General features: G+C 48.9%; 22 protein-coding genes. 12 read left to right on the top strand and 10 right to left on the bottom strand.

What is annotated here, in order from left to right; genetic code table 11:
* The first annotated feature begins 317 nt into the window (after positions 1–317).
* Positions 318–1,265 carry a 2-C-methyl-D-erythritol 4-phosphate cytidylyltransferase gene (locus tag GPK83_RS14185; protein ID WP_215705076.1) on the top strand — a complete coding sequence of 316 codons (948 nt, stop codon included), beginning with the start codon at positions 318–320 and terminating at the stop codon, positions 1,263–1,265.
* Positions 1,266–1,440: 175 nt separating this feature from the next.
* Here the strand turns inward: GPK83_RS14185 and GPK83_RS14180 are convergent, their stop codons facing one another.
* On the bottom strand, positions 1,441–1,914 hold the full coding sequence (locus tag GPK83_RS14180; protein WP_345941826.1) for a transposase: 474 nt from the start codon (positions 1,912–1,914) through the stop codon (positions 1,441–1,443).
* 205 nt (positions 1,915–2,119) lie between these two features.
* Between GPK83_RS14180 and GPK83_RS14175 the strand changes: the two genes are divergently transcribed.
* A complete protein-coding gene (locus GPK83_RS14175; protein ID WP_215705075.1) occupies positions 2,120–2,770 on the top strand; it encodes a hypothetical protein in 651 nt (216 codons plus the stop codon).
* Between the two features lie 209 nt (positions 2,771–2,979).
* On the opposite strand, the gene GPK83_RS14170 is transcribed toward GPK83_RS14175, so the two are convergent.
* A complete protein-coding gene (locus tag GPK83_RS14170) occupies positions 2,980–3,693 on the bottom strand; it encodes an AAA family ATPase (protein ID WP_252196373.1) in 714 nt (237 codons plus the stop codon).
* 566 nt (positions 3,694–4,259) lie between these two features.
* On the opposite strand from GPK83_RS14170, the gene tnpB reads away from it, so the two are divergent.
* Together tnpB and GPK83_RS14155 are read left to right on the top strand one after the other, a co-directional pair.
* Complete coding sequence (gene tnpB, locus GPK83_RS14160; RefSeq protein WP_215705074.1) at positions 4,260–5,363, top strand: IS200/IS605 family element RNA-guided endonuclease TnpB; 1,104 nt, start codon at positions 4,260–4,262, stop codon at positions 5,361–5,363.
* Between the two features lie 188 nt (positions 5,364–5,551).
* Positions 5,552–5,917, top strand: a complete 366-nt coding sequence (locus GPK83_RS14155) for a threonine/serine exporter family protein (RefSeq protein WP_117515137.1) — start codon at positions 5,552–5,554, stop codon at positions 5,915–5,917.
* 537 nt (positions 5,918–6,454) lie between these two features.
* Here GPK83_RS14155 and GPK83_RS14150 read toward each other — a convergent pair.
* From GPK83_RS14150 to pepV, 3 genes are read right to left on the bottom strand one after another with little or no spacing between them, the layout of a single operon-like run.
* Positions 6,455–7,084, bottom strand: coding sequence for a transglutaminase-like domain-containing protein (locus GPK83_RS14150; RefSeq protein ID WP_345941825.1), 630 nt, complete (start codon positions 7,082–7,084; stop codon positions 6,455–6,457).
* 34 nt (positions 7,085–7,118) lie between these two features.
* Positions 7,119–8,207 (bottom strand): CapA family protein, encoded by a 1,089-nt coding sequence (locus GPK83_RS14145; protein WP_215705072.1) that lies wholly within the window; start codon positions 8,205–8,207, stop codon positions 7,119–7,121.
* Between the two features lie 11 nt (positions 8,208–8,218).
* Positions 8,219–9,595, bottom strand: coding sequence for a dipeptidase PepV (pepV, locus tag GPK83_RS14140; protein ID WP_215705071.1), 1,377 nt, complete (start codon positions 9,593–9,595; stop codon positions 8,219–8,221).
* A gap of 564 nt (positions 9,596–10,159) precedes the next feature.
* Between pepV and GPK83_RS14135 the strand changes: the two genes are divergently transcribed.
* The 4 genes from GPK83_RS14135 to GPK83_RS17405 all read left to right on the top strand — a co-directional run bounded on the left by GPK83_RS14135 (position 10,160) and on the right by GPK83_RS17405 (position 12,003).
* Positions 10,160–10,519 (top strand): DUF3870 domain-containing protein, encoded by a 360-nt coding sequence (locus GPK83_RS14135; protein ID WP_117515131.1) that lies wholly within the window; start codon positions 10,160–10,162, stop codon positions 10,517–10,519.
* Positions 10,509–11,291 (top strand): threonine/serine exporter family protein, encoded by a 783-nt coding sequence (locus GPK83_RS14130; RefSeq protein WP_243031355.1) that lies wholly within the window; start codon positions 10,509–10,511, stop codon positions 11,289–11,291. Before GPK83_RS14135 ends, GPK83_RS14130 begins: the two co-directional genes overlap by 11 nt.
* Positions 11,288–11,743: a threonine/serine exporter family protein gene (locus tag GPK83_RS14125; RefSeq protein WP_215705070.1), complete on the top strand. Its 456-nt coding sequence runs from the start codon at positions 11,288–11,290 to the stop codon at positions 11,741–11,743. Before GPK83_RS14130 ends, GPK83_RS14125 begins: the two co-directional genes overlap by 4 nt.
* Positions 11,744–11,904: 161 nt before the next feature.
* Positions 11,905–12,003: a putative holin-like toxin gene (locus GPK83_RS17405; protein WP_345941827.1), complete on the top strand. Its 99-nt coding sequence runs from the start codon at positions 11,905–11,907 to the stop codon at positions 12,001–12,003.
* A 127-nt stretch (positions 12,004–12,130) separates the two neighbouring features.
* On the opposite strand, the gene sufU is transcribed toward GPK83_RS17405, so the two are convergent.
* The 5 genes from sufU to sufC are packed head-to-tail and all read right to left on the bottom strand — an operon-like array spanning position 12,131 to position 17,116.
* Complete coding sequence (gene sufU, locus GPK83_RS14120) at positions 12,131–12,601, bottom strand: Fe-S cluster assembly sulfur transfer protein SufU (protein ID WP_015553198.1); 471 nt, start codon at positions 12,599–12,601, stop codon at positions 12,131–12,133.
* Complete coding sequence (locus GPK83_RS14115) at positions 12,594–13,808, bottom strand: SufS family cysteine desulfurase (RefSeq protein ID WP_215705069.1); 1,215 nt, start codon at positions 13,806–13,808, stop codon at positions 12,594–12,596. Before GPK83_RS14115 ends, sufU begins: the two co-directional genes overlap by 8 nt.
* Complete coding sequence (locus GPK83_RS14110; RefSeq protein ID WP_215705068.1) at positions 13,795–14,943, bottom strand: SufD family Fe-S cluster assembly protein; 1,149 nt, start codon at positions 14,941–14,943, stop codon at positions 13,795–13,797. Before GPK83_RS14110 ends, GPK83_RS14115 begins: the two co-directional genes overlap by 14 nt.
* Positions 14,940–16,346 (bottom strand): Fe-S cluster assembly protein SufB, encoded by a 1,407-nt coding sequence (gene sufB, locus GPK83_RS14105; RefSeq protein ID WP_215705067.1) that lies wholly within the window; start codon positions 16,344–16,346, stop codon positions 14,940–14,942. Before sufB ends, GPK83_RS14110 begins: the two co-directional genes overlap by 4 nt.
* Positions 16,346–17,116, bottom strand: a complete 771-nt coding sequence (gene sufC / locus GPK83_RS14100; RefSeq protein ID WP_215705066.1) for a Fe-S cluster assembly ATPase SufC — start codon at positions 17,114–17,116, stop codon at positions 16,346–16,348. Before sufC ends, sufB begins: the two co-directional genes overlap by 1 nt.
* Positions 17,117–17,645: 529 nt before the next feature.
* On the opposite strand from sufC, the gene GPK83_RS14095 reads away from it, so the two are divergent.
* The 4 genes from GPK83_RS14095 to GPK83_RS14080 all read left to right on the top strand — a co-directional run bounded on the left by GPK83_RS14095 (position 17,646) and on the right by GPK83_RS14080 (position 24,116).
* On the top strand, positions 17,646–18,296 hold the full coding sequence (locus GPK83_RS14095) for a TetR family transcriptional regulator (RefSeq protein ID WP_215705065.1): 651 nt from the start codon (positions 17,646–17,648) through the stop codon (positions 18,294–18,296).
* 110 nt (positions 18,297–18,406) lie between these two features.
* On the top strand, positions 18,407–19,579 hold the full coding sequence (locus tag GPK83_RS14090; RefSeq protein WP_215705064.1) for an efflux RND transporter periplasmic adaptor subunit: 1,173 nt from the start codon (positions 18,407–18,409) through the stop codon (positions 19,577–19,579).
* A 15-nt stretch (positions 19,580–19,594) separates the two neighbouring features.
* Positions 19,595–22,651, top strand: a complete 3,057-nt coding sequence (locus GPK83_RS14085) for an efflux RND transporter permease subunit (RefSeq protein WP_015553204.1) — start codon at positions 19,595–19,597, stop codon at positions 22,649–22,651.
* Between the two features lie 232 nt (positions 22,652–22,883).
* Positions 22,884–24,116 carry a TolC family protein gene (locus GPK83_RS14080; protein WP_215705063.1) on the top strand — a complete coding sequence of 411 codons (1,233 nt, stop codon included), beginning with the start codon at positions 22,884–22,886 and terminating at the stop codon, positions 24,114–24,116.
* Positions 24,117–24,121 lie beyond the last annotated feature (5 nt).

Below are 24,121 nucleotides of genomic sequence, written 5' to 3'. Positions count from 1 at the left end.
CGGAAGAGCGGTTTCCATCAATCCGGAACAATGGTTTCCTCAATCCGGACAAGTGGTGTAAAAGTACCCGTAATATTCACCAACACCCCATCGCTCTTCTAAATCAACACGAATCACTAAAACACGTGATGACAACTATTATTATAAGTGTTGGTGGGTAATTTGTCAATCTCAAATCACTTTTGTTTACAATTTCCTGTAGAAAAATTCACATTTTTCTCTTGAAAATCACGCTTTGTTGATTTATAATATCAATATAGGTGATTTTGAGTTTCACACGAGACGCGGAGAAGATAGATAAGAAAGGAAGAATGAAAATGTCAGTTGGAGCAAATATAAAGAAAAGAAGATTCGAGTTAAATATGTCGCAGCAGGATTTGGCAGATGCAATGGGATATAAGACCAGGTCAACAATCGCCAAGATCGAGTCTGGTGAAAATGATGTGACCCAGAAAAGACTTACCAAATTCGCAGAGGTGCTCGACACTACCGTCGAAGCTTTGATGGGTATTACTACCCCTCCTGCTACTTTGACCACAACATACACAACCATTACTTCCGACAAAAGAAATAAGACTGTTGCCATTATCCTTGCCGGTGGTAAATCAATACGCAACCACAAGAACATACCTAACCAGTTCATTGACATCAATGGTAAGCCGGTTATCGTGTATTGCCTAGAAGCATATCAGCGCCACCCTGCAATTGATGACCTCTATGTCGTGTGTCTGAAAGGTTGGGAGAACATTGTGACTGCTTATGCAGAGCAGTTTGGTATTACCAAACTCAGAGGTTTAATCCCCGCTGCTGCCAGCGGTATTTTATCCGTGGAAAACGGTCTTGATTATGTGAAGGATAAATACGGAGATGACGATATCATCATCTTCCAGGAATCCACCCGCCCCATGGTTAATGTCGAGATGATATCCAAGCTTCTCCAGGCATGCTACGAGAACAGTAAGGCGAATATCTGCCAGTCCATGAAGGACTATGTACAGTTCAGTTACAAGGCTGGAAAAGCTGAGTATATCAACCGCGAGGATGTCGTGGATCTTCAGTCCCCGGAAGCTTATCGATTTGACGTAATCAAATCAGTATTTGATGATGCTAAACAGCAGCACCACGCATTGACAGAGAGCTGCTGCGCAATGCTGATGTTTAACTTAGGCTACGATATTAACTTTATCGAAGGTAGCGTCAATAATATAAAGATTATCCGTGATGAGGATATTGCTGTATTTGGAGCTTTGTTGAAACAAAAATAAGAGCCGAAATAAAGATTTTCTTACTACTATATATCGTAAACGCTCCATAGCGAGTACTGAACCAGTCAAAAGCCACTTTTGCGGCTTGGCTTAATTGCTCTTCTTTGGTTTTCGAATACTCTCCGGCAGCTTTTCTGACCATGGAACCAGATCGTCTAAAAAGGATCGGTCTGTTTCAACCCATGTGTTTCGGAATCTCTGTCAGAAGATATTCAAAGTACTCATATGGCTTTAAATGGTTCGCTTTTGCTGTTTCTGCAATGCTGTAAATGATAGCGGATGATTTTGCACCATTGATGGTATCGATCATCTGCCAGTTTTTCTTGCCGACACAGAATCCGCGGATCGCACGCTCTGATGCGTTGTTGTCCATCGGAACATCCCCGTCGGTCAGGAAAACCCGGAGGTATTTTTCCTGATTCAATGCATACGTGAAAGCTTCCCTCAGTTTTTCCGTACCGACTTCACTTTCGTGTTGTTTCAGGTACACAAACAAAGCATCTACCAGTGGTTTTACAACCACCTGACGCTGAACGAGTCTTTCTTCTGATGAAAGTTCTTTGAGTTTCCCTTCCTCCCGGTAGATCGCCTGGATCTGCTTTATGATCAGGAATGAAGCGGACTCTTTCTGGCCTTCTTTTGGAATCATGGCAAGTGCTTCATCAAAGCGTCTGCGGGCATGGACCTTATTCGAGAACTGGAATAAGGTCCATTATCCCAGAAATATTGTTATTCCAGAAGCATGTTTCCACGTGGCATAAATGTTGTTTTTTACAGCATATTTCTTGAATAACGATAGTGCTCTTTTACAATGAAGATGTTACCTATTCATCTCATTATAAAGGAGGATTTATATGGGAAATACAATCTTACCATTCGATGAACTGATGAAAGCAGTTCTGGAGCAACTAAAATCTCAGAAATATATGGATTCAACATTGACCGTATATCGACGAACCTACAAGCGCATTCACATTTTTCTGAATCATCATGGAACGGACATATACACGCATGAATTAGGCAAAGCATTTCTTGCTGATTCAAATGTTAGCAAAACTACCTTTGTAGCCTATTCCTGTGCAGTACGAAGGCTAGATAACTACATTGACAGAAAACCTTACAGGTGCCATCATGGTGATTATAACGAGCAGATCCCTTTGGTGTTTGCAGACACTTTGACTGGGTATCTTCAAGAATGCATAGATAATGGCAATAAACCGGCTACGATCTGCTCAAAAGAAAGAACCTGTATATCTTTTTTGTGCTTTGTGGAAAATGCAGGTTGTTCTGATCTTTCGCAATTAAACACTGGCATTGTATCAAAAGCCTTGCTTACATTCTCCAACAAGGATGCCTATGCACGTATCCGTCAGTTCCTGAATTACCTTGTTGAAAAAGGCATCACAGAAATGGATTTTTCCAGGATTGTTCCGCACTATAAGAGAGGTATGGTGCTTCCTACGACATATACGCCAGATGAAATTTTAAAATGCCAGATATTCTAGCTGTCCGGCGGCACATTGCGGTAGGCGCAAACCGCACGGTATTTTCTCCAGATTCGCCTACCCGATTGTGCCGTGCCGGGACTTACCGCGCTTTTCTCCCGGCTTGGCGGCACATTGTCGTAGCCTTGTTTGAAAGGCAACATTGCTGCTTTTGAAACAAGGCCATGACCCGAAGGTCATAGCCTTTGAAATGAACTTTGAAAACTTCATCAATAATGTCCCTGGTTTTCGACAGCAGCCCGGATCGTTTCCGCATCAATGACTTTCCGTTCCTGCTGGGAACTGATTGTCAGAGCATCGGTCATCAGGTTGTCAATCAGTCTGGGATTTCCCTGAGTGAAACTATGCGCAGCGGCCAGGGCTGCAGGATCAATGATGCTTGTGGATGCCCCTGCCAGCTGAAGCTTGTGCAGGATGTATCTGGAGACTTCGTCGTCAGACAGTCCGGCATAGTTGTAATGGACAGTGATCCGTTGGCGCAGTGCCTCATGAACTGGTTTTCGGAGCGTGTCATTAAGATGGGATTCTCCGCACAGGATCAATGTAAAGTAATTAACCGAGTCGTAGCCGTAGTTCATGAGCATCTTGATGTCATTCAGGATTCCGGTATTCAGGTACTGTGCTTCATCAATGGCGAGGAGAAGCGGCTGGCGTTTTTCTTTGTAAAGATAGGTGATCTGTTCCTGGATAGCCTTGAACATCCCGGTTTTGCCGCCTTTTTCCGGAACTCCAAGAATGAAGCAAAGCTGCTTGTAAAAGTCAGCAACGCTGATGGTGGAGAGACACAGGTATTCCATATGGAACAGGCTTGGATTTAAACTGGCGGCGAAGCAGCGAAGGGCATACGATTTTCCCATTCCGGGGCGGGCAGTAAAAACGCCAATCCCACGGATATCTTTCAGATAGTTCAGCCGATTGGTCATTTCGGTGAAATCTCTGGAAATGAAATGATCTTTTTCTTTCAGCTGCTGTTTGTCAAACGGATTGAAATAGGGCTACCGCAATCCCACTGGCTTTAGACGGTGGGTTAAGGTAGCCGGAAGCGGAGGTTTGTGCTATACTTGCGTTATGGAAACGTGGAAATCAAAAAACAGACACAAATATTTGTTTCGGTATCATATTATTTTCGTATGCAAGTATAGAAAGAAATTGCTGATGTCAAAATAAATATCAGATGATATAAAGCAGTTTTCTTATGAGATATGTCAAAAGCATAAAGTCATTATCAGATATATGCAGACAGATAAAGATCATATTCATTACATGATAGAAACAGAACCAACAATGTCTATCAGTAAAATAGTAAATCTGATGAAGAGTTATACAACATATCATATTTGGAAAAGATATCCGGATTATCTACGAAACATTTCTGGAAAGAACATACTTTTTGGACGGACGGATATTTTGTCTGCAGTGTGGGAAATGTATCAGAAGAGATGCCCCGAAAATATATAGAAAATCAAGGGTAGGAAGGTGGCGACAGTGGGTGTTAAAAGCATATAAATACAGGATATATCCTAATAGCGAACAAAGAATTCAGATTGCAAAAACATTTGGCTGTTGCCGTTTTGTTTACAATCAGACATTGGCATATCGGGAAGAAATATACGAGAAGGAGAAAAAGTCAGTTAGTAAAACGGATTGTAATAATTACTGTAACAGAGAATTAAAGAAAGACTATGAATGGTTAAAAGAAATAGATAAATTTGCTCTGACCAACGCAATCTATCACATGGACGCTGCATATCAAAAATTCTTTAAGGAACATGCAGGATATCCGAAATTCAAGAGCAAACACGATAACCATAAATCATACACAACAAACTTCACAAATGGAAATATTGCGGTAGATTTTGAGACAGGAAAGATAAAATTGCCAAAATTAAAAGCGGTAAAAGCAAGGTTACACAGGGAATATCGTGGGCAGATTAAGTCAGCGACCGTTTCGCAGGTTTCCAGTGGAAAATACTATGTGTCCATACTTGTAGAAACGGAGCATAAGGAACTGGCACATACAAATCATAACATAGGAATCGATTTAGGACTTAAAGATTTATGTATTACTTCCGATGGGAAGGTATATGAGAATCAAAAAATTATAAAAAAATGCGAGAAACAGCTTGTAAAGCTGCAAAGGCAACTGTCACATAAAGGAAAGAGAAGTAAGAACTATTATAAAACAAAGAAAAAGATAGCAATATGCCATGAGAAAATAAGGAATATGAGAAAAGATTATCTGCATAAAGTTTCACATGAGATTATCAGCGAAAACCAAGTGATAGTTTCAGAGAATTTACAGATAAAAAACATGGTAAAAAATCATCATCTGGCAAAAGCCATAAGTGATGTATCATGGTATGAGCTGACAAGACAGTTAGAGTATAAGGCAAAATGGAATGGCAGGAAATACATCAAAATAGATACATTTTATGCCAGTAGTCAATTATGTTCTGTTTGCGGGTATCAGAATCCAGATACAAAAGATTTGTCAGTGAGGACATGGATATGTCCGAAATGCGGAGCAGAACATGACAGGGATATCAATGCCGCGAAAAATATACTGACAGAAGGATTAAGACAAATAGCATAAAGAAATATATAGGGCAGGGACTGCCCAAATTAACGCCTGTGGAGATAGTAGGTTACGAGGTCGATGAAGCAGGAAACCCATTGGCTTAAGACAATGGGTAGTTCACTGGAAAAGGTGAAAAAAGGTGCAGACAGACCAGAAAACAGGCGCACAGGCGACGGACCCGATGACGGGGGCAGAGGCTCTGGATCCCGTCTATCGGCGGCGCTGTCTTCTGGGCAGTTTATCTGGCGTTTCTGCATTTTGTGGATAATGAATATCTGGGATTTTTCGTGGTTGCGATTTTGATCACGATCTACTCGGAGATCTGGGCGAGAGTTCTGAAGACACCGGCGACGACGATTTTGATGCCGACGGTCATCCCACTGATTCCGGGAGGATCCCTGTACTATGCGATGGACGCGGCGCTCCGCCATGATGCTCCGGAGTTCATCCTGAAGGCCCAGAAAGCCATCGGGCTTGCGGTCGCGCTTGTGGCCGGAATCATGATCGTTACGTCATTGAGGCGGCCGATCGAGGCGCTGGTGCACATAGTAGCTAAGAAAAAATATTGACGAACAAATGTTTGCAATATATAATGAATTTATGGGAAAGCAGAATACATAAAAGGCGGCCTGCCCTCCATAAAAGGAGGGGCTTCCCCCTCCGGACGAAAGAAAGGAGGGCGATGCCAATGTATGTTACATATTCGGACTTGATCCAGATAGGTATCTTCATTGTAGCTCTCGTAGGATTGTGTTACACAATTTTCGGGAAAAGAAAATAGCCGCCACTACCCCAATAGTGACGGCTGTTACATTGTAACAAGCTAGTTATAAAGGGTAGGCCGTGTGTATCTGACTTTCCCTTTTTGTATCTATAGTCTATCATATTCGAAAAGTGAATTCAAGTACTATTTCCCTTCAGTTGTCACCGACAACCCCGGCGTTACTGCTTACGCTTTGCGTAAACAGTAACGGGATTTTGCCGATGCTTCGCATCCTAAATCGGCAAAATCCGCATCCAGGACATTATATTATGGTATTTTCGGTGCCGAAAATACCTACTTGGAATAGCTGTTGCATATTTTCATGAATATGGCGACATTTTAATCAGTTCTCTTCGATCTCTTCACACATCAGGGCTTCTTTCCTGCGCTCAAATTCCTCATACATCAGTCCGCGCTCTGCGGTTTCGATCTCGCCTAACTGGTTATCGTAGGGATCGGTGCGCCAGTATTTCTTTTCGACGGTAAAAGGTGCCTGAAAGGCGCGGTTGGCGACCATGCGGTATGGGTCAAGGTTTCCGAAATAGAAGCGGCGGCGTTCCTCGTTCTCGGCGCGGACAGCTCCAATCCCGTAAGAGGGATCCGCGTAGATCCAGCCGAACGGGGCGGCGTAGAAGCGAACCCAGTCATGACCGCCGATGAAGTCCGGCTCTGCGGCGAGTCCGCTCTGCCACTGGGCGGGGATTCCGGCGCAGCGGCACAGGGTGATAAAAAGAAGTGCGAAGACTCCGCAGTCCCCCGTGAAGGTTCTGGCGCAGTTCCCCGGAATATCCTCCAGGGAGAAGTAGGCCGGCATGTAGGTGTATTTGAAGTTCAGGGTGATGAAGTCGTAAAAGTTTCTGGCTTTTTCGAGTGGAGTCTCACAGCCTTTCGAGAGTTCTGCGGCGAGTGCACGGATGTACGGAGTGAAGACGATGTGCGGGGCAAGTTCAGCGAGATCATCAGATACGCCCACCTCAAATTCACGTAGAGACGAAGAACTGGATTCATTACTGGAATGAGCATACAGCTGGACAGTCTCTGCGGCCTTGTGATTCAAACCGGCAGACAGAGTTTGCTCCTGAGATACCGTTCCAGACATCTTCGGAGGCATCTGTAAAGCGCTCCGGCTCCAGATAGATCATTTTCCTGCGGTCCTCCGCGACAAAGGCCTTTGCGGAGAGCGGTGCCAGAAGTTCATACTCCGCAGCCGGGATGTCTGTGAAGATGGCAGGAAGTGGGGCGATATCGATCCGCTCATCTCCGCGGATGATCCGGATCCCGATCGCCTCAAAATCGATCGCTTCTTCGGTGAAGATCAGTTTTAACAGGACTCCGACATCCGTATACAGGTGGACGCGCTGATAGTCGGTATCAAAAATGAAGTTTCCGAGTGAATAGAAAATTGCTTTTCCGTTGTCAAAGAGCTCGTAGTTTTCCGGGACATGGGGATGATGGGCGACGACCACATCGGCTCCGAGTTCCAGAAACTTGAGGTAGCGGTCTCTGGTGTAGGGACTTGGAAGACTTGTGAATTCTTCCCCGCCGTGGGAGACGATCACGCACCAGCGGCAGCGGGACTTGATCTCGGCGATTCGTTTTGCGATGAGATCGAGGTCATCCCAGCGGAAAATACCGGGTTCGGTGGCGGTTGCCGGGATGCATTCCGCCTGGTAGGCGACACAGAACATGCCGATCCCGCCTGCCTCGTCGAGATACACAGGTTCGGACGCTTCGGTGTCATTCATTCCGGCCCCCATCGTGAGACAACCCATTTCTTCGGCGATCTTTTTTGTGCTCATAACACCTTCCCGCCCGGCATCCATCGTGTGGTTGTTCCCGATACTCCAGATGTCCGCATGGATATCTTTCAGGACGCGCGTCGCCGCGGGATTCATGCTGTGAAAGAAGACTCCGCGGGATCCGTCATCCTTCGCGTCGATCAGTGCGCCTTCCACATTTGCGACAGTGTGATCAGCGCTGTGGAAAAAATCGAGGACGGGGGCAGACAGCAGATGTTCATCCTCCCAGCGGTGATCCATGTAGCGGTCAAATCCGATATCTCCGGTAAAAACGATCGATGTTTTCTTCTTTTCCATGGAACCACCTCCTATCTGGCCAGCCGGTAAAGAGCTTCTGCAAAAATATGTACATTTTCCATCAATCGGTCGATCTCCATGAACTCGTCCGGCTTGTGCTCGCGGACTTCATCGCCTGGGAAGATCGGTCCGAAGGCGACAACGTTCGGGATCGCTTTCGCGTAGGTGCCGCCGCCGATGGATTTCGGTATCGCAGGAAGTCCGGTCTCGTCTGCGTATACATGCAGAAGAGTCTGGACCAGCTCGCAGTCTTCCGGAAGATAGAGACATGCTTTGTGGGTTTCATTTACCTTCAGGAATCCTGCGTTCAGGAATGCCGCGTCGCAGATCGGAGCACAGTCATCGTAGGTGAAGGTTACCGGGTAGCGATAGTTGATGCGGATCAGGAAACTTGTCTCATCGCCCTGGATCGTTCCGAGGTTGAATGTGAGTTTTCCGCTCGGTTCATCGGAAAGAGCGATCCCGAGGGAGGTCCCGTCGCTTTCCAGCCCGACATGATCGGAGAGAAAGTGAACAAAACCGAGTAACGGTTCATCGAGCGGAAGTGTTCCGAGCGCATCCATCAGGAGGCCGATCGCATTGATCCCGAGTTCCGGGGAAGCTCCGTGGGCACTGACGCCGTTTGCGAGGATCTCGAATCCGTCTGCAGTTTCAGTGCAGGTGATCCGGTCACATCCGGCGGCGAGGACCATGAGCTGCGGCTTCATATCGTCCGGGCAGGTGATCTCTGCTCTGGCGGAGGCCGGGACTACATTCGGCGCGGATCCGCCGGAAATCTTTGTGAGACGGACATCGCCGGTCTGGGTGTAGTCCGCTTCATAGTTGACATTGATGATCCCCTTTTCCCCGTTGATGACCGGATATTCTCCATCCGGGGTGAATCCCATGACAGGGAGTTCGCCGCCGTGGCTCTTGTAGTATTTCATGTCATTGCTTCCGGTCTCCTCGTTTGTTCCGAAGAGGATCCGGATCCGGCGTTTTAAGGGGAGACCGCTGTCACGCAGGGCGGCCATCGCGTAAAGGGCGGCCATTGTCGGACCTTTGTCATCCATGGAACCACGGCCGAAGATCTTTCCGTCCCGGATCTCACCGCCGAACGGATCGAAGGTCCATCCTTCCCCTTCCGGGACAACATCGAGATGCCCGAGGACGGCGATCATCTCATCGCCTTCACCGAATTCACACCATCCCATCTGGTGATCAAGATCAGTGGTGCGGAAACCGAGTCCCTTTGACACAGCCAGGGCGTGGTCAAGGCATTTGCGGACATTGGGGCCGTATGGGGCGCCATCTGCAGGCGGTTCCTGCACACTGCGGATCCGGATGCTTTCCGCCAGGGATTGAAGAAGTGGTTCTTTTTGAGGTTCGACAGCTTCTTTCAGAGTCATAGATACTCATCCTCCTCTCAAAAAAAATCCGCCAAAAGCAGACCAGGAAGACAAGAGCGGTTTGATCTCGCTTTTGTCGTTGGTTCTCGCTTTTGCCGGATTTCAGATTGCTTGCCAGACAGCGGTAACTGCCATTTGCAGAATGAAGCAGCAACATTGCGTATTCATTTGTGTTTATTATAATGAGGTGGAAATGGTTTGTCAATAAAAAATAAAAATTTGGTTAAAAATATTAAAATTACTGAAAATACAAAAATGAGAACAAAAAGTACAGATCTTTCGAAACGTAAGACAGGAGACGTGGAAAAATAATTGCGGAAATTCTGGAAAGCACGCCGCCGGTCCGGACGAGAGAGCAGATGTGATTACTTTTTATGGGCAGGAATTTTCTGAACTGAAAACTCCGTACAATATAGTAGTGGCCGCAGATGTACTGGAATTCGTACAGGGATTGACAGAATGGATTTCCTATATTATGATGCTGAAATATGGTGGGACAAGTATTGGAAATGAGAGCGTGACTGAACCCAGCCGCGCGCGAGCTGATGAAAAGAGGAGAGCAGAATGGCTGAAACCGGTGAGGAGACATATTATATTGTAGGAGAATCAAGAACGAATGTGGATAACGCGATCACAAAGGTGTATGGAAGCTTTTTTATCGCATTTGAGGTGATCCCATCAACAGGAGAGATCATACAGACAGACTGTTCGAGAACGCTGGAGCTGACAAATGATTTTATACGAAAGCTTTTTCTGCATAAGCACCTGGAAACGGATGCGAAGGTGATCGAGGAGGCGATCCAGCGCCGATATCATGGTTCTTCCTGGAAAGCGCTGATCGTTGCCTATCGGGACGCGTTAAAGCATTATCAGCGCGCGATGGCCGCCGAAGCAGAGGAAAAGGGGAAAAAAGGTGACAACTGAAAAGAATGAAGAGATGACAAGCGAAGAAGTCCTGACCTGCGCGATCAATATCGGGGAGCAGCTCCTCGTGAGCGGGGCGGAGATCAGCCGTGTGGAGGATACGATCCGGAGGATCTGCAATGCCTACGGGATCCGGCAGAGCCATATTTTCTCGATCGCGTCGTGTATCATCGTGACGCTGGAGACGAAGGAGCGGAAGTGGATCACGCAGACGCGAAGAATTTTAAGTTACGGGACGGATATGTGGAAGCTGGACCGGCTGAATGACCTTTCGAGGCGGATCTGCGCGACGCAGCCGTCCTTTGAGGTGATCGACCGGGAGTACGAAAAAATATTGAAGGGGCCGACCTATTCCCCGGCGGTGCAGTGCGGGATCTATGCAATGACAGCCGGGGCGTTTGCCATTTTCTTTGGAGGAAATCTGTGGGATGGATTTGCGTCCCTGTTTGTCGGGGCGCTGATCCGCGTGACCTTATATGCGCTCTCCGCGATCAAGCTGAAGGCGATCTTCTCCAATATCCTCTGCTCTCTGATCTCCGGTATGGCATGTATTCTTGTCTGCTATCTCGGGATCGGACAGCATGTCGAGATGATCATGATCGGGAATATCATGCTCCTGATCCCGGGAGTCCTGATGACGAACTCATTCCGGGATTTCATCAGCGGGGACATGATCAGCGGACTTCTGCATTTTTCGGAGGCGATGATTACAGCCGTCTGTGTGGCAGCCGGGTTTATTCTTTCTAAAATACTTCTTGGAGGGATGTTATGAGTCAGGATGTTCTTTCAGTCATCGCATCGTTTTTCGGGTCGCTCGGATTTGCGATCATTTACAACATCCGCGGGCGCAGAGTCTGGATCCCGGCGATCGGCGGGGCAGTTTTCTGGGCAGTGTATCTTGTATTTTTACATTTTGTGAATAATGAATATCTGGGATTTTTCGTTGTGGCGATCCTGATCACGATCTACTCGGAGATCTGGGCGAGGATCTTAAAGACACCGGCAACGACGGTCCTGATGCCGACGGTCATCCCGCTGATCCCGGGAGGTTCCCTGTACTATGCGATGGACGCGGCTCTCCGGCGCGACATGCCGCAGTTTATCGTAAAGGGGCAGGCGGCGATCGGACTTGCGATCGCGCTTGCGGCGGGGATCATGGTCGTGACGTCGTTGAGGAGGCCGATCGAGGCGCTGGTGCACATAGTAGCTAAGAAAAAATATTGACGAACAAATGTTCGTAATATATAATAGTGATGTGGGAAAGCAGAATACATGAAAGGCGGCCTGCCCTCCGGTTTCGGAGGGACTAACCCTCCAGACGAAAGAAAGGAGGTTGCTGAGTGCCGGTGGCACTCGTCCAGCAACGACCGGAGTGGAACGTAGAAATGCCAATGTACGTTACATATTCGGATTTAATCCAGATAGGTATCTTCATTGTCGCTCTCGTTGGATTGTGTTACACAATCTTCGGGAAAAGAAAATAGCCGCCACTACTGCAATAGTGACGGCTGTTACAATGTAACAAACTAAACTATGAAGGGTAGGCCACATGTATCTGACTTTCCCCTTTGTATTTATAGTGTAGCATATTTGAAAATTGAATTCAAGTCTTTATTTATTTTCCGTCGTCACCGACATTCCAGGTATAATCTTCCCTTCAGCCGCCTTCTTAAACATCTCCTCCATCGTATGCCATCCCAGCACTGCGCACTTGACCCGCGCCGGCATATGGGATACATCCTGTAAGATGGAAGCTTCCTCCAGAGGTTCCAGCTCATCGCCCTTTGCAGTTCCTTTGATCATCTCAAGAAACAGGTTTGCGAGGCGCAGCGCCTCATCCTTTTTCTTACCAATGATCAAATCTAACATCATATCCGCGGAGGCCTGGGAGATCGCGCAGCCGTCTCCGACGAAAGCTCCGTCGACGATCTCATCGTTCTCGACCTTTAATTTCAGCCAGATATCATCACCGCAGCTCGGGTTTACGCCCTCTAAGACGAGGTTTGCGTCCGGCAGTTCATGCTTGTGAGTCGGATGAAGATTGTGTTCAATTAAAATTTCATTATAAAATGTATTACTCATATCCCATTTTTCTCCTTAATCCGCCAAGACTCTCAAGGAATGCCCGGATCTCCTCCTCTGTATTGTAGAACGCGAGGCTCACACGCGTCGTGGAGGCGGTTCCAAGGTACTGTAACAGCGGCTGTGCGCAGTGGTGACCGGCGCGGACACAGATATTGTCAGCGTTTAAGATCTCTGCCACATCATGGGGGTGGACGCCATCCACAGCGAAGGACAGGATTCCGTGATGGTTGTCCGGATCGCTGCTCCCGAGAACACGGATTCCGGGAATATTCATCATGCCCTCGTAGGCGATTCTCGTGAGCCTGTTCTCCTGTGCCTCGATTGCGTCGAAACCGATATTTTTCATGTAGCGGACTGCCTCAGCCAGCGCGTAAGCGCCTCCGGCATTGACGGTTCCCGCCTCGAACTTATGCGGAACCTCTGCCCAGACAGCGCCCTCTCTTGTGACAGATTCGATCATTTCGCCGCCGGTGAGGAAGGGCGGAAGCTTCTCAAGAAGCTCTTTCTTTCCGTAAAGAGCGCCGATTCCCATTGGAGCCAGCATCTTGTGACCGGAGAAAGAAAGGAAATCCACGCCCAGATCCTGTACGTCAACAGCGATATGCGGAACGCTCTGGGCACCATCGCCGACCAGGATCACGCCGTGGCGATGGCAGATCTCAGCGAATGTCTTTAAATCATTCCTGCATCCGAGCACATTGGAGATCTGCGTGATCGCGGCGATCTTTGTGCGGTCCGTGATCATGCTCTCCAGACGTTCAGCAGGGATCGTTCCATCCATGTCGCACTCAAGATATTTCACCGTCGCACCGTAACGCTTTGCAGCCTGCTGCCACGGGAGAATATTGCTGTGGTGTTCCATGATACTGACAATGATCTCGTCGCCCGGTTTTAACAGGTACTCGGAGAGAGTGTAGGCCGCAAGATTCAGGCTCTCTGTGGCGTTTCTCGTAAACACGATCTCCTCAGGACATGATGCGTGAAGGAAGTCAGCGACTGTCTTTCTTGCGTCCTCATAACATTCCGTCGCCTCTTCGCTTAACTCGTAGAGACCGCGGAACGGGTTTGCGTTATATTTCTCATAAAACCGCTTTTCCGCGTCCAGGACACATGCGGGCTTCTGGGAAGTCGCCGCATTGTCCAGGTAGATAATATCACGGTTTTTTAACAGCGGGAAATCTTCCCGGATTTTATTTACATCCATTGGAACCCTCGCTTTCTAAGTAGGAGGCAACGTCTGCCTTCGTCTTCTCATCAGGTACGAAACGGAGAACCGCGTCGATCCTTGCTTTCGCCATCATTTTGTAGATCTCGGCGAGAGCCATGCCGCGGCTTTCCAGATAGAATACAAGGTCCTCATCCAGCTTTCCGATAGTGGCACCATGGTTTCCTTCCACATCCTCCTCGGCGCAGAGAATCAGCGGGATCGTCTGGTTGACCACATCGTCGTCGAGAAGAAGAACATCCTCTTTCTCATTTCCGACAGCCCCCGCAGCACCCTTCTTAAAGTCGATGGTTCCGCGGAACAGCTTTCTCGCGTTTTCATGGAGCACGCCGTCGGTCCTGATCTCACTGACGGATTTCTTTCCCTCGTGGAGTGCCACGTAGTTCATATCGAGCACGCAGTCATCGGCAACTGTGTAGGCGATGTCTGCTGTAAAATTACTCTTTTTGCCGATAAGTTCAGCCTTACAGCCGTTGTAGACCTTATCGCCGCTGAGGAACAGGTGGATGACGGAGAGCTTCGCGCCGTCAGCAACCTTCGCCCCGATATCGTTCAAAACAGTCCTCGCGTTTTTGTTGCGGATGATCTGGACGAGAGTCACCTTCGCGTCTTTTTCCAGAATCAATTTCGTCTGCACGGCGGAAAGCCCGGTGTGTTCAGACTGGGAGACGGCAGCAGGATTTTCTCCGACCGGGCTGGGACTTCCGGTCCTTTCAGGATCGACGCTTCGTTCAGCCGCCATATCCATGATAACGGTCATATTGCTTCCTTCTTTTGCCAGAATTCCAAAGGTGTTCAGGCTGTGCTCAAAAGCACCGTAGGCAAATCTGATCCGCGCCGGTTCCCCGGAGACATCGCTGTCAGCAGAGAGCAGTACCGCACCAGCGGCACTTTCTCTTATCAGCATATCCATATCGGATCCCATGCCGCCGGCGACATCCTTAAAACGGTCCGGAAGACCGGCCGGGCAGACAGTCTTTGTGATCCCTGCCGGGATCTCAAGGTTTCCTTCATGCGCTCCGGAGACAGAAATCCCGGAGACCGCAGTCTCATTCATTTTCAGCCAGTTCCATGTCTTAGAAGGGAGCTGGTTGATCTTCATGTTCTCCATCATCCAATACTTCCTTTCATTTCCAGATGGATCAGATTGTTCATCTCCACCGCGTATTCAAGCGGAAGCTCCTTCGAGACATTATCGGCGAAGCCGCTGACGATCAGGGCTCTCGCGTCCTCCTCGGAGATACCGCGGGACATCAGATAGAAAACGGCGTCATCGCTGATACGGCCGATCTTTGCCTCGTGTCCGACATCGGCGTCCTTCGTGCGGATATCCATCGCCGGGATCGTGTCGGAACGGGAGATATCGTCGAGCATCAGGGACTGGCAGGAGACAGCAGATTTGCTGCCCTTTGCCTTCGCGGATACGACAACGGAGCTTCGGAAGGTGCTGATCCCGCCGTCCTTGGAGATCGATCTCGTATTTACATAGGAAGAAGTTTTCGGTGCGTTATGGACAACCTTACATCCGGTATCGAGGTTCTGTCCCTTACCGGCGAATGTGATTCCGGTGAACTCGGATCTTGCACCCTCGCCGTTCAACACGCTCATCGGGTAGAGGTAAGAAACATGGGAACCGAAGGAACCGGATACCCACTCGATGACTCCGCCTTCCTCGACCTTCGCCCGTTTGGTGTTTAAATTGTACATATTTTTCGACCAGTTTTCGATCGTAGAGTAGCGGAGCTTTGCGTTTTTTCCGATGTAAAGCTCGACACAGCCGGCATGGAGGTTTGCCACATTGTATTTCGGAGCGGAACATCCCTCGATGAAATGTAAGGACGCGCCCTCATCGACGATGATCAGAGTGTGCTCAAACTGTCCGGCACCTGCGGCGTTTAAACGGAAGTAGGACTGCAGCGGGATCTCGACGGAAACTCCCTTCGGAACATAGACGAAGGAACCGCCGGACCAGACAGCGCCGTGCAGGGCTGCGAATTTATGGTCATGGGGGGTCACGAGCTTCATAAAGTGGTCCTTTACCATATCGGCATATTCACCGGTCAGGGCACTTTCCATATCAGTATAGATAACGCCCTGCTCCTCAACCTCCTTGCGGACATTGTGGTAGACGAGTTCGGAGTCATACTGGGCACCCACGCCTGCGAGGGAGGTGCGCTCCGCCTGCGGGATCCCAAGCTTTTCGAAGGTGTCCTTGATCTCTTCCGGAACCTCGGACCAGTTACCCTTCATCTTTGTATTTGCGCGGACATAGGTGGCGATGTTGTCCATGTTCAACCCTTCGATGGACGGGCCCCAGTCCGGAACCTTCATTTCATGATATATTTTTAAGGAGTTCAACCGGAAATCATGCATCCACTCCGGATCATGCTTCTCTTCGGAGATCTTTTCCACAATGTCTTCGGTGAGACCGTTTTTAATACGGTAAGCGTCCTTCTCGTCATTGCGGAAGTCGTACATGTTGCGGTCAACGTCCTCAACATACGTCTTTTCCTTCATTAATCGTTCTCTCCCTTCTCGTTTGCGGAAGCGATAAACTGCTCGAAGCCGTTCTCATTGATCTCATCGACGAGAGAACCATCGCCCTCGGCAACCAGGCGGCCGTCTACGAGAACATGGGTCTTGTCCACATGGAGAGACTCCAGGATCCTTGTGCTGTGGGTGATGATGAGGAGCGCGCCGTCCTTGCTCTTCTGGTACTCCTCGATTCCCTTGGAAACGGTGCGGACCGCGTCGACATCGAGACCGGAGTCTGTCTCATCGAGGATCGCTAAGGACGGATTTAAGAGAAGAAGCTGCAGGATCTCCGCTTTCTTTTTCTCACCGCCGGAGAAGCCGACATTCAGATCACGGAAGCCGTAGGACGGATCCATGTCGAGAACCTCCATGGCTTTCTGGAGTTCTTTATTGAAATCCCAGATACGGATGTTCTTTCCGGTCCTCGCGGAGAGGGCGCTGCGGATAAAGTTGGAGAGGGAGATCCCCGGAACCTCAAGCGGGTTCTGGAAGGAGAGGAACATACCGAGGCGGGCGCGCTTGTCAGCTGCCTCTTTTGTGATATTCTCACCGCCAAAGAAGATCTCACCGTCCGTGACGTGGTAATTCGGGTTTCCCATTAAGGTACATCCGAGGGTGGATTTTCCGGCGCCGTTCGGTCCCATGAGAACATGGGTCTCGCCTTTGTTGATGGTTAAGCTGATTCCGTGCAGGATGGATTTTTCTTCCACATCCACGGAGAGATTTTTTACATTTAATAATGGTTCTGACATATCGGATTCCTCCATGTATTTTATATAAGGTAAAAATGTAGGTTTCAGCAATTTCCGGACAGATATGAACCGACACCGGAGCTGATCTCCGGGATACGTTCCGTCTGCCGGGACTAAACCTAGTCACTTGCTAGGCGATGCAATGATATTATACCTGTATTGAGAAAAATATGCAAGAAGCAATTCCTACAAACATGCTATGAATTGGTATTTATTCCTGTACAATCCGATATTTCCGGCAAAATCTGCAGGATTCATGAAACTGCAACAATCGGAAAACAATTCTGAAACATGGGCATGGTAGGCTGAGCAAAACAGCTGAAATCACAGACGGGATCGGACCGGAGGCAGGAGTTTCTATACAGAAATTTTGCAAACCTTACGAAAATATAAAATCATTATAAACTGGAAAAACAGATATTGACAGAATGACAGGGTGTCACTATAATGTTGACAGGTTGTCACTTTTACAAAAGAAGGGAAATGTCAGAAATACGTTTTGTGATTTCGACAGAAGGGAGATGGAATTATGCCGACCGAGCGGTTTCTGCGGCTTCCGAAAGAGAAAATTGAAGCAATTCGGATCGCAGCGGCAAAGGAGTTTATGAGAGTGCCTCTTGAGGAAGCATCAATCAACCGGATCGTCCACGACGCGGATATATCAAGAGGAAGCTTTTATACATATTTTGAAGATAAGCAGGATCTGTTGAAGTGGCTGATCTACGCCCAGGCGGAACAGCATTTTAACAACTATATCGAGCGGCTCCGGGAAAACGGAGGCGATCTGTGGGATATGCTTGAGAGTGTGTTCGACCGCGGAATGGATCTTATGGAGCGGGCAGGTCTGATCAATATTTTTCAGAATCTGATCAAGAGCGCGAAGTTCATGGATATTTTCAGGGGCAATCCGGAGTCTGACCCGCAGGTATGCCGGGAAAATCAGAGGTTTATGAAGCTCTTATATGAAAATATCAACCAGGACAAAGCGCCGATCAGCAGGGAGGCCTTAAATGAGCTGATCGAAATGCATATGGTAGTATTTATCATGTCGATCAAGCGCTTTTTCCGTGACGGGGAGGCGAGAGAGGAAGCTTCTGAGTATTACAAACGCCATATCCATATGCTTCACTACGGCATATGTGCATATAGATCAGACAGCAGGGAAGAGGAGCAGCGGTAAGGAATAGAAAAGAAAAGCTGCCCGCGAAACAGAACATGCGGATCGGAAGAAAGAAAAGAATCCGCAGGAGAGATCAAAAAGCAACAGGTTGCAGAAAATGAGGAGGAACCATGAAGAAAGCAGGTAAGATCGTAATCGGGCTTGTATGCGTCGGCGCATTTGGAGCCTTGATGTTCACAAGATTTACGAAAAAAGAAGAGCCGATCGAGGCCGTTCCGAACCCGACCGTCGTCGTCCAGACACCGGAGACAGGAAATATTGAACTTTCCACAGGACTGACAGGTACTGTGGAACCGGCAGATCAGGTATACATTATCCCGAAGGGAAGCGGAGAAGTACTGGAGGTTTATGTAAATCAGGGCGATACCGTACAGAAGGGGCAGAAGCTGTTCCGCATCGACAACAAGCAGTTAGACGCGGCAAGGATCACGTTAAATACGACCCAGGTATCCTTAAACGATGCCCAGACATCTGTAAACAGGATGAAGGCCCTCTACGAGAGCGGAGATATTTCCGCCCAGGCCTACGAGCAGGCGGTAAGCGGTCTGTCCATGGCGAAGCTCCAGTATGATTCCGCAAAATTAAACTATGATACCCAGAGCGAGAACACGGTCGTTACCGCGCCGATCGCCGGTGTCTTAGAGCAGTTCGGCGTGCAGGTGCATGATATGTCTGCGGGCGGTTCTGTCGCAGGCGTTGTATCCGGTGCAGGCGGAAAAACACTGACCTTCAACGTGTCGGAGCGTGTCATGAAGGGATTAAATATCGGTGATCCTGTGACGGTGGAGAAGAACGGAACGGATTACAGCGGCGCGATCTCCGAGATCGGCAGCATGGTGGACGCGTCCACAGGACTTTTCAAGGTGAAAGCGACCTTGGGGGACGCGGACGGACTTGCCAGCGGAACGATGGTAAAGGTTTATGTGACAGCGGAGAAGGCGGACAACGTCATGGTCGTTCCGGCAGACTGTGTGAACTACAGCAATGGAGACGCTTACGTGTATACATATGATGCCGCGACATCAACGGCGAAAAAGACTCCAGTGGAAGACGGACTCATCGATTCTGACAAGATTCAGATCGTTTCCGGACTTTCCTACGACGACGAGGTCATCACAAGCTGGTCCAAGGAGCTTTATGACGGCGCCGCTGTGAATATTCAGGGCAGTGATGATGGCGAGGAAACGGAAGCCGACAGCGAGGAGAGCTCTGAAGGAGATACAGACAGTAGTGAGACAACAGCAGAAGAGACTACAGAAGCCGCGGAAACGGCAGCAAAATAAGGAGGCACAAGGAACATGGGACTTACCAAAAAGGTCTTAAAACGGCCGGTCACAACTGTTCTTGTTGTGCTCTGCCTGATCGTATTCGGTCTCAGCTCGATCTTTTCATCCCAGCTTGAGCTGATCCCGGAAATGGAGATGCCGATGCTGATCGTCAGCGCGGTCTACCCGGGAGCAAGCCCGGATGACGTGGATCAGCTTGTGATCAGTAAGATAGAGGATGAGATCGGAACGCTTTCCGGTGTCGATTCCGTCACCAGCATGTCTTCGGAAAACTTCGGAATGGTCCTGGTCCAGTATGACTATGACCAGGATATCGATAAAGCTTACGATGACTTAAAGAAAAAGCTGGATGGGATCAAGTCGGATCTCCCGGATGATGTCGATACCCCGACGATCATCGAGATGGATATCAACAGTACGCCGTCCATCACCCTCGCGGTCAACAATGACAGCGTGGATAACCTCTATAACTATGTAAATGACGATATCGTTCCAGAGATCGAAAAACTGACTTCCGTAGCCAGTGTCGACGTATCCGGTGGTCAGGAGGCCTATATCAAGGCGGAGCTGATCCCGGAAAAATTAAGCCAGTATCATGTGAACATGAATACCATCATTGCGGCTTTAAAGTCTGCGGACTTTTCCATGCCGATCGGAAGTACCTCCGTCGGAAACAAGGATCTTTCCGTGACATCCGGAACATCCTTTGACACGATGGAGCTTTTAAAGAAGATCCCGATCACACTGGGCAACGGAAATATCATCTATATGGAAGATGTTGCCAATATCTACAATACCGTTGAGGCAAAGGACAGTATCGGACGTTACGACGGCAAAGACACGATGACGATCGGTGTCAAGAAAAATCAGGACAGCGACCACATTACCGTTTCCAAGGCAGTCCAGGAGACAATGCAAACGTTAAAAGCACAGGATCCGTCTCTGGAGTACGTCGTTGTCAATGATTACAGTGATCAGATCAGCAATTCCTTAAAGAGCGTATTCCAGACCATGATCATGGCAGTCATTATTGCGATGTTCATCATCTGGCTGTTCTTCGGGGATATCAAGGCATCCCTGATCGTCGGAACCTCCATCCCGGTATCAATTTTAGCGGCCCTCATCCTCATGAAGACCATGGGCTTTACGTTAAACGTCATCACCCTGTCGAGTCTGGTTCTCGGCGTCGGAATGATGGTTGATAACTCAATCGTAGTTCTGGAAAGCTGCTTCCGCTTTACGGATAAGGGCGGTGGCTTTGTTGAAACGAGAAAAGCCGCAATCGATGGTACTGCAGCTGTGCTGGAATCCATCATCGGTGGTACCGTTACGACCTGTGTCGTATTTATCCCGTTAGCTCTGATCTCCGGAATGAGCGGACAGATGTTCAAGCCGTTAGGCTTCACAATCGTATTCTGTATGATTGCGTCCCTGATTTCCGCGATGACGCTTGTACCGCTCTGTTACGTGTACTACCGTCCGAAGGAGAAGGAAAATACCCCGGCCTCCGGCATCATGAGAGCTCTGCAGAATGGATACCGTTCCCTGATGGAGAAGCTTTTAAAGAAAAAAGCGATGGTCATGGGAACCGCCGTTGTGCTTGTGATCTTCTCCCTGTTCCTTGCGACAAAGTTAAAGACAGAGCTTATGCCGGCAGATGATCAGGGAACGATCGCAGTGACGATTGAGACCCAGCCGGGTCTTAAGATCGAGGAGGTCGATAAGATCCTCCAGAGAGCAGAGAACTATGTGACTCAGGATCCGGATCTTGATTCCTACATGCTCTCCTACGGAAGTTCCGGACTTTCCATGAATATGGGCGGAAGCGGAGCGACCCTGACGGCATATTTAAAGGATGACAGAGGCAGAAAGACGGATCAGGTGCTCAAGGAATGGAAACGCGATATGCAGAAATGGTCGGATTGTTCGGTCAGTCTGGAAAGCCAGAGCTCTCTGGGTAGTGGGATGTCCATGGGAAATGCGGAGGATCTCGAATATATTCTTGTCAGCACACAGTACGATGACTTAAAGAAAGCATCGGATGAGATCGTTTCCGAGCTCCAGAAACGCCCGGATGCGACAAACATCCACTCTTCCCTTGAAAACAGTGCTCCCCTTGTAAAGATCAATGTGGATCCGGTCAAGGCGGCAGCGGAGGGACTTTCCCCGACCGCCGTTGCTTCCCAGGTATACATGATGGTCAGCGGAACGACGGCAACGACCCTGAATGTTGACGGAAATGATATCGATGTAAAGGTTGAGTACGCGGATGATGAGTACGATACGATCGATAAGCTCCAGGGAATCGTTCTTCCGACAGCGACCGGCGGATCCGTAGCCCTTATGGATATCGCGGATATCGGCTTCAAGGACAGCCCGCAGAGTATCACAAAGAGTGATAAGCAGTATCAGGTGACCATCACCGGTACGCTGACAGAGGGAGCGGACAGCACCACGAAGGATAAGATCCAGAAGGAGGTCATCGATAAGTACTTATCCGGCACGATCTCCATGCAGGAAAACACATCCACAAAGATGATGAACGAAGAGTTTGCGTCCCTGGGACAGGCGATCGCCACAGCCGTATTCCTTGTATTTGTTGTAATGGCTGCACAGTTCGAGTCACCAAAGTTCTCCATCATGGTGATGACGACGATCCCGTTCGCCCTGATCGGTTCCTTCCTGTTCTTATGGTTAGTGGACTGCCCGATCAGCATGACCTCCCTGTTAGGCTTCTTAATGTTAGTCGGAACGGTAGTAAACAATGGTATTTTGTACGTCGATACGGCGAACCAGTACCGGGCAACGATGGACTTTAAGGAGGCGGTCATTGAAGCCGGCGCGACCCGTATGCGCCCGATGTTCATGACAACACTCACGACGATCGTGGCAATGATCCCGATGGCGGCGGCTTACGGAAATGCCGGTAAGACGATGCAGGGACTCGCACTTGTGGATGTCGGTGGACTGATCGTCTCTACAGCGATGGCACTTCTTGTTCTTCCGGTCTTCTATGTGATCATGAGCGGAAAGAATCAGGATAAGAAAGAGATCATTGACGTAGATTAAAGCTTTGAACATTGAAAGCGGATCCCTGCAGAGTCTGCAAGAGACGGCCGCTGCCCGGTCGGGAGGCGGTCAGCCGGAATGCGGAATGCTCTGCGGGGCTTCCTGCTTTTGGAGGCGGAAGCCGGGGTGAATAAAATTGCCACCGGATTGCCGTATTTGGAAAGAAAATGTAAGAGAAATGTTATTGCGTTTCTGCGATGAAATCGTTATGCTCATAGATGGAGGGAAACCTATGAGACAGAATCAATGGAAAAAGGCAGGTCTGACCGTGCTCTCAGCCGTTTTTATGGGAAGTCTTTCCCTGGCGGCAGCGGGTACCGGAATTCCTGCGTTAGCTGCGACGAAGGACGTCGCGGTCACAGAATATGACGAAGCAGCCCTTGAAAAGTTTAAGGACAATACCCTGGAATACTGGGAGCTCCCGGGACTGATCGAGAGGTATAATACGGATTATCAGAACCAGCTGCAGAAGTATTATTACAATCCGGGCGGATCCACGGGCCTTACAAAGGACCAGATGTCAGCGCTGGCGGCGGATCTGCGCGCGGAGGCGGATGAGCTGGAGAAGGACGCGGATGATCTGAAAAATGACAGCTCGACCCGCAGCGAATATAAAGAATATAGGACAAACATGCATGCCCTGCGCGCTTATGCGCAGCAGCTGGAAGATACCGCAAATGGAAAAAAGAACGGCGGCTCAGCACTCCGCGGACTTCGTATCGCGAGAAATGAGAAGACAAAAACCGCAAGGGAAGCGATGCGCACTTATGAGACATTAAAGGATCAGTATGATATTGCTGTCTTAAATCAGGAGATCGCAAAGCAGAATTATGAGGCGGCACTGAAGAAAAAAGATCTCGGAATGATGTCAACGGAAGATGTTCTGACCGTAGAAGATGCCTTAAATTCCGCAAACGGAAGTGCGCTTCAGGCGGCATCCAGTCTGAACAGCCAGAAGCGGACGCTGATCACGATGTTAGGCTGGGAGTACAACGCGGACCCGGAGATTACAAAGGTTCCGGAACCGGATCTCACGGTGATTGATTCCTTCGATCCGAAGAAGGACGAGGCGAAGGCCATCGAGATGAACTATACGCTGTATGATACAAGAATGGCAAAGGCCAGTTCCTCCGGCGGAGCAGTAAAGAAAGCCAGAAATATCAAGGACCAGGAAGATTCTATCCGTTCTTCCCTGGATCTTATGTACCAGGACGTAAAGCAGAAACAGAAAGCCTACGAGGCATCTGAGACGCTTTACGGAGCCGCAAAGGCCGACAAGGCAGCTGCTGACAGGAAAAATGCCCTCGGAATGATGAGCCGCCAGGAATACCTCCAGGCGGAGTCCGCATGGCTTTCCAGTGAGGCATCCCACACAGCGGCAAAGCTCGACCTTACAGGAGCAATCGAAAACTATCAGTGGGCGCTTGAGGGACTTCTCGATATCGGTTCCTCATCGCAGAGCTAAAGGAG

This window comes from Clostridium sp. MCC328, assembly GCF_018785465.1.
GTDB lineage: Bacteria > Bacillota > Clostridia > Lachnospirales > Lachnospiraceae > Pilosibacter > Pilosibacter fragilis.
Note: the sequence above shows the minus strand (reverse complement) of the source record. Positions and strands in the feature narration are given on the sequence as shown.

What these genes read in the sequence shown, in the direction of transcription:
- GPK83_RS14185 (WP_215705076.1), top strand. Translation starts at nt 318, where the DNA reads ATGTCAGTTGGAGCAAATATAAAGAAAAGAAGATTCGAGTTAAATATG.
- GPK83_RS14180 (WP_345941826.1), bottom strand. Translation starts at nt 1,914, where the DNA reads ATGATTCCAAAAGAAGGCCAGAAAGAGTCCGCTTCATTCCTGATCATA.
- GPK83_RS14175 (WP_215705075.1), top strand. Translation starts at nt 2,120, where the DNA reads ATGGGAAATACAATCTTACCATTCGATGAACTGATGAAAGCAGTTCTG.
- GPK83_RS14170 (WP_252196373.1), bottom strand. Translation starts at nt 3,693, where the DNA reads ATGACCAATCGGCTGAACTATCTGAAAGATATCCGTGGGATTGGCGTT.
- GPK83_RS14145 (WP_215705072.1), bottom strand. Translation starts at nt 8,207, where the DNA reads ATGGAAAAGAAGAAAACATCGATCGTTTTTACCGGAGATATCGGATTT.
- pepV (WP_215705071.1), bottom strand. Translation starts at nt 9,595, where the DNA reads ATGACTCTGAAAGAAGCTGTCGAACCTCAAAAAGAACCACTTCTTCAA.
- GPK83_RS14135 (WP_117515131.1), top strand. Translation starts at nt 10,160, where the DNA reads ATGGCTGAAACCGGTGAGGAGACATATTATATTGTAGGAGAATCAAGA.
- GPK83_RS14125 (WP_215705070.1), top strand. Translation starts at nt 11,288, where the DNA reads ATGAGTCAGGATGTTCTTTCAGTCATCGCATCGTTTTTCGGGTCGCTC.
- GPK83_RS17405 (WP_345941827.1), top strand. Translation starts at nt 11,905, where the DNA reads ATGCCAATGTACGTTACATATTCGGATTTAATCCAGATAGGTATCTTC.
- sufU (WP_015553198.1), bottom strand. Translation starts at nt 12,601, where the DNA reads ATGAGTAATACATTTTATAATGAAATTTTAATTGAACACAATCTTCAT.
- GPK83_RS14115 (WP_215705069.1), bottom strand. Translation starts at nt 13,808, where the DNA reads ATGGATGTAAATAAAATCCGGGAAGATTTCCCGCTGTTAAAAAACCGT.
- GPK83_RS14110 (WP_215705068.1), bottom strand. Translation starts at nt 14,943, where the DNA reads ATGATGGAGAACATGAAGATCAACCAGCTCCCTTCTAAGACATGGAAC.
- sufB (WP_215705067.1), bottom strand. Translation starts at nt 16,346, where the DNA reads ATGAAGGAAAAGACGTATGTTGAGGACGTTGACCGCAACATGTACGAC.
- sufC (WP_215705066.1), bottom strand. Translation starts at nt 17,116, where the DNA reads ATGTCAGAACCATTATTAAATGTAAAAAATCTCTCCGTGGATGTGGAA.
- GPK83_RS14095 (WP_215705065.1), top strand. Translation starts at nt 17,646, where the DNA reads ATGCCGACCGAGCGGTTTCTGCGGCTTCCGAAAGAGAAAATTGAAGCA.
- GPK83_RS14090 (WP_215705064.1), top strand. Translation starts at nt 18,407, where the DNA reads ATGAAGAAAGCAGGTAAGATCGTAATCGGGCTTGTATGCGTCGGCGCA.
- GPK83_RS14085 (WP_015553204.1), top strand. Translation starts at nt 19,595, where the DNA reads ATGGGACTTACCAAAAAGGTCTTAAAACGGCCGGTCACAACTGTTCTT.
- GPK83_RS14080 (WP_215705063.1), top strand. Translation starts at nt 22,884, where the DNA reads ATGAGACAGAATCAATGGAAAAAGGCAGGTCTGACCGTGCTCTCAGCC.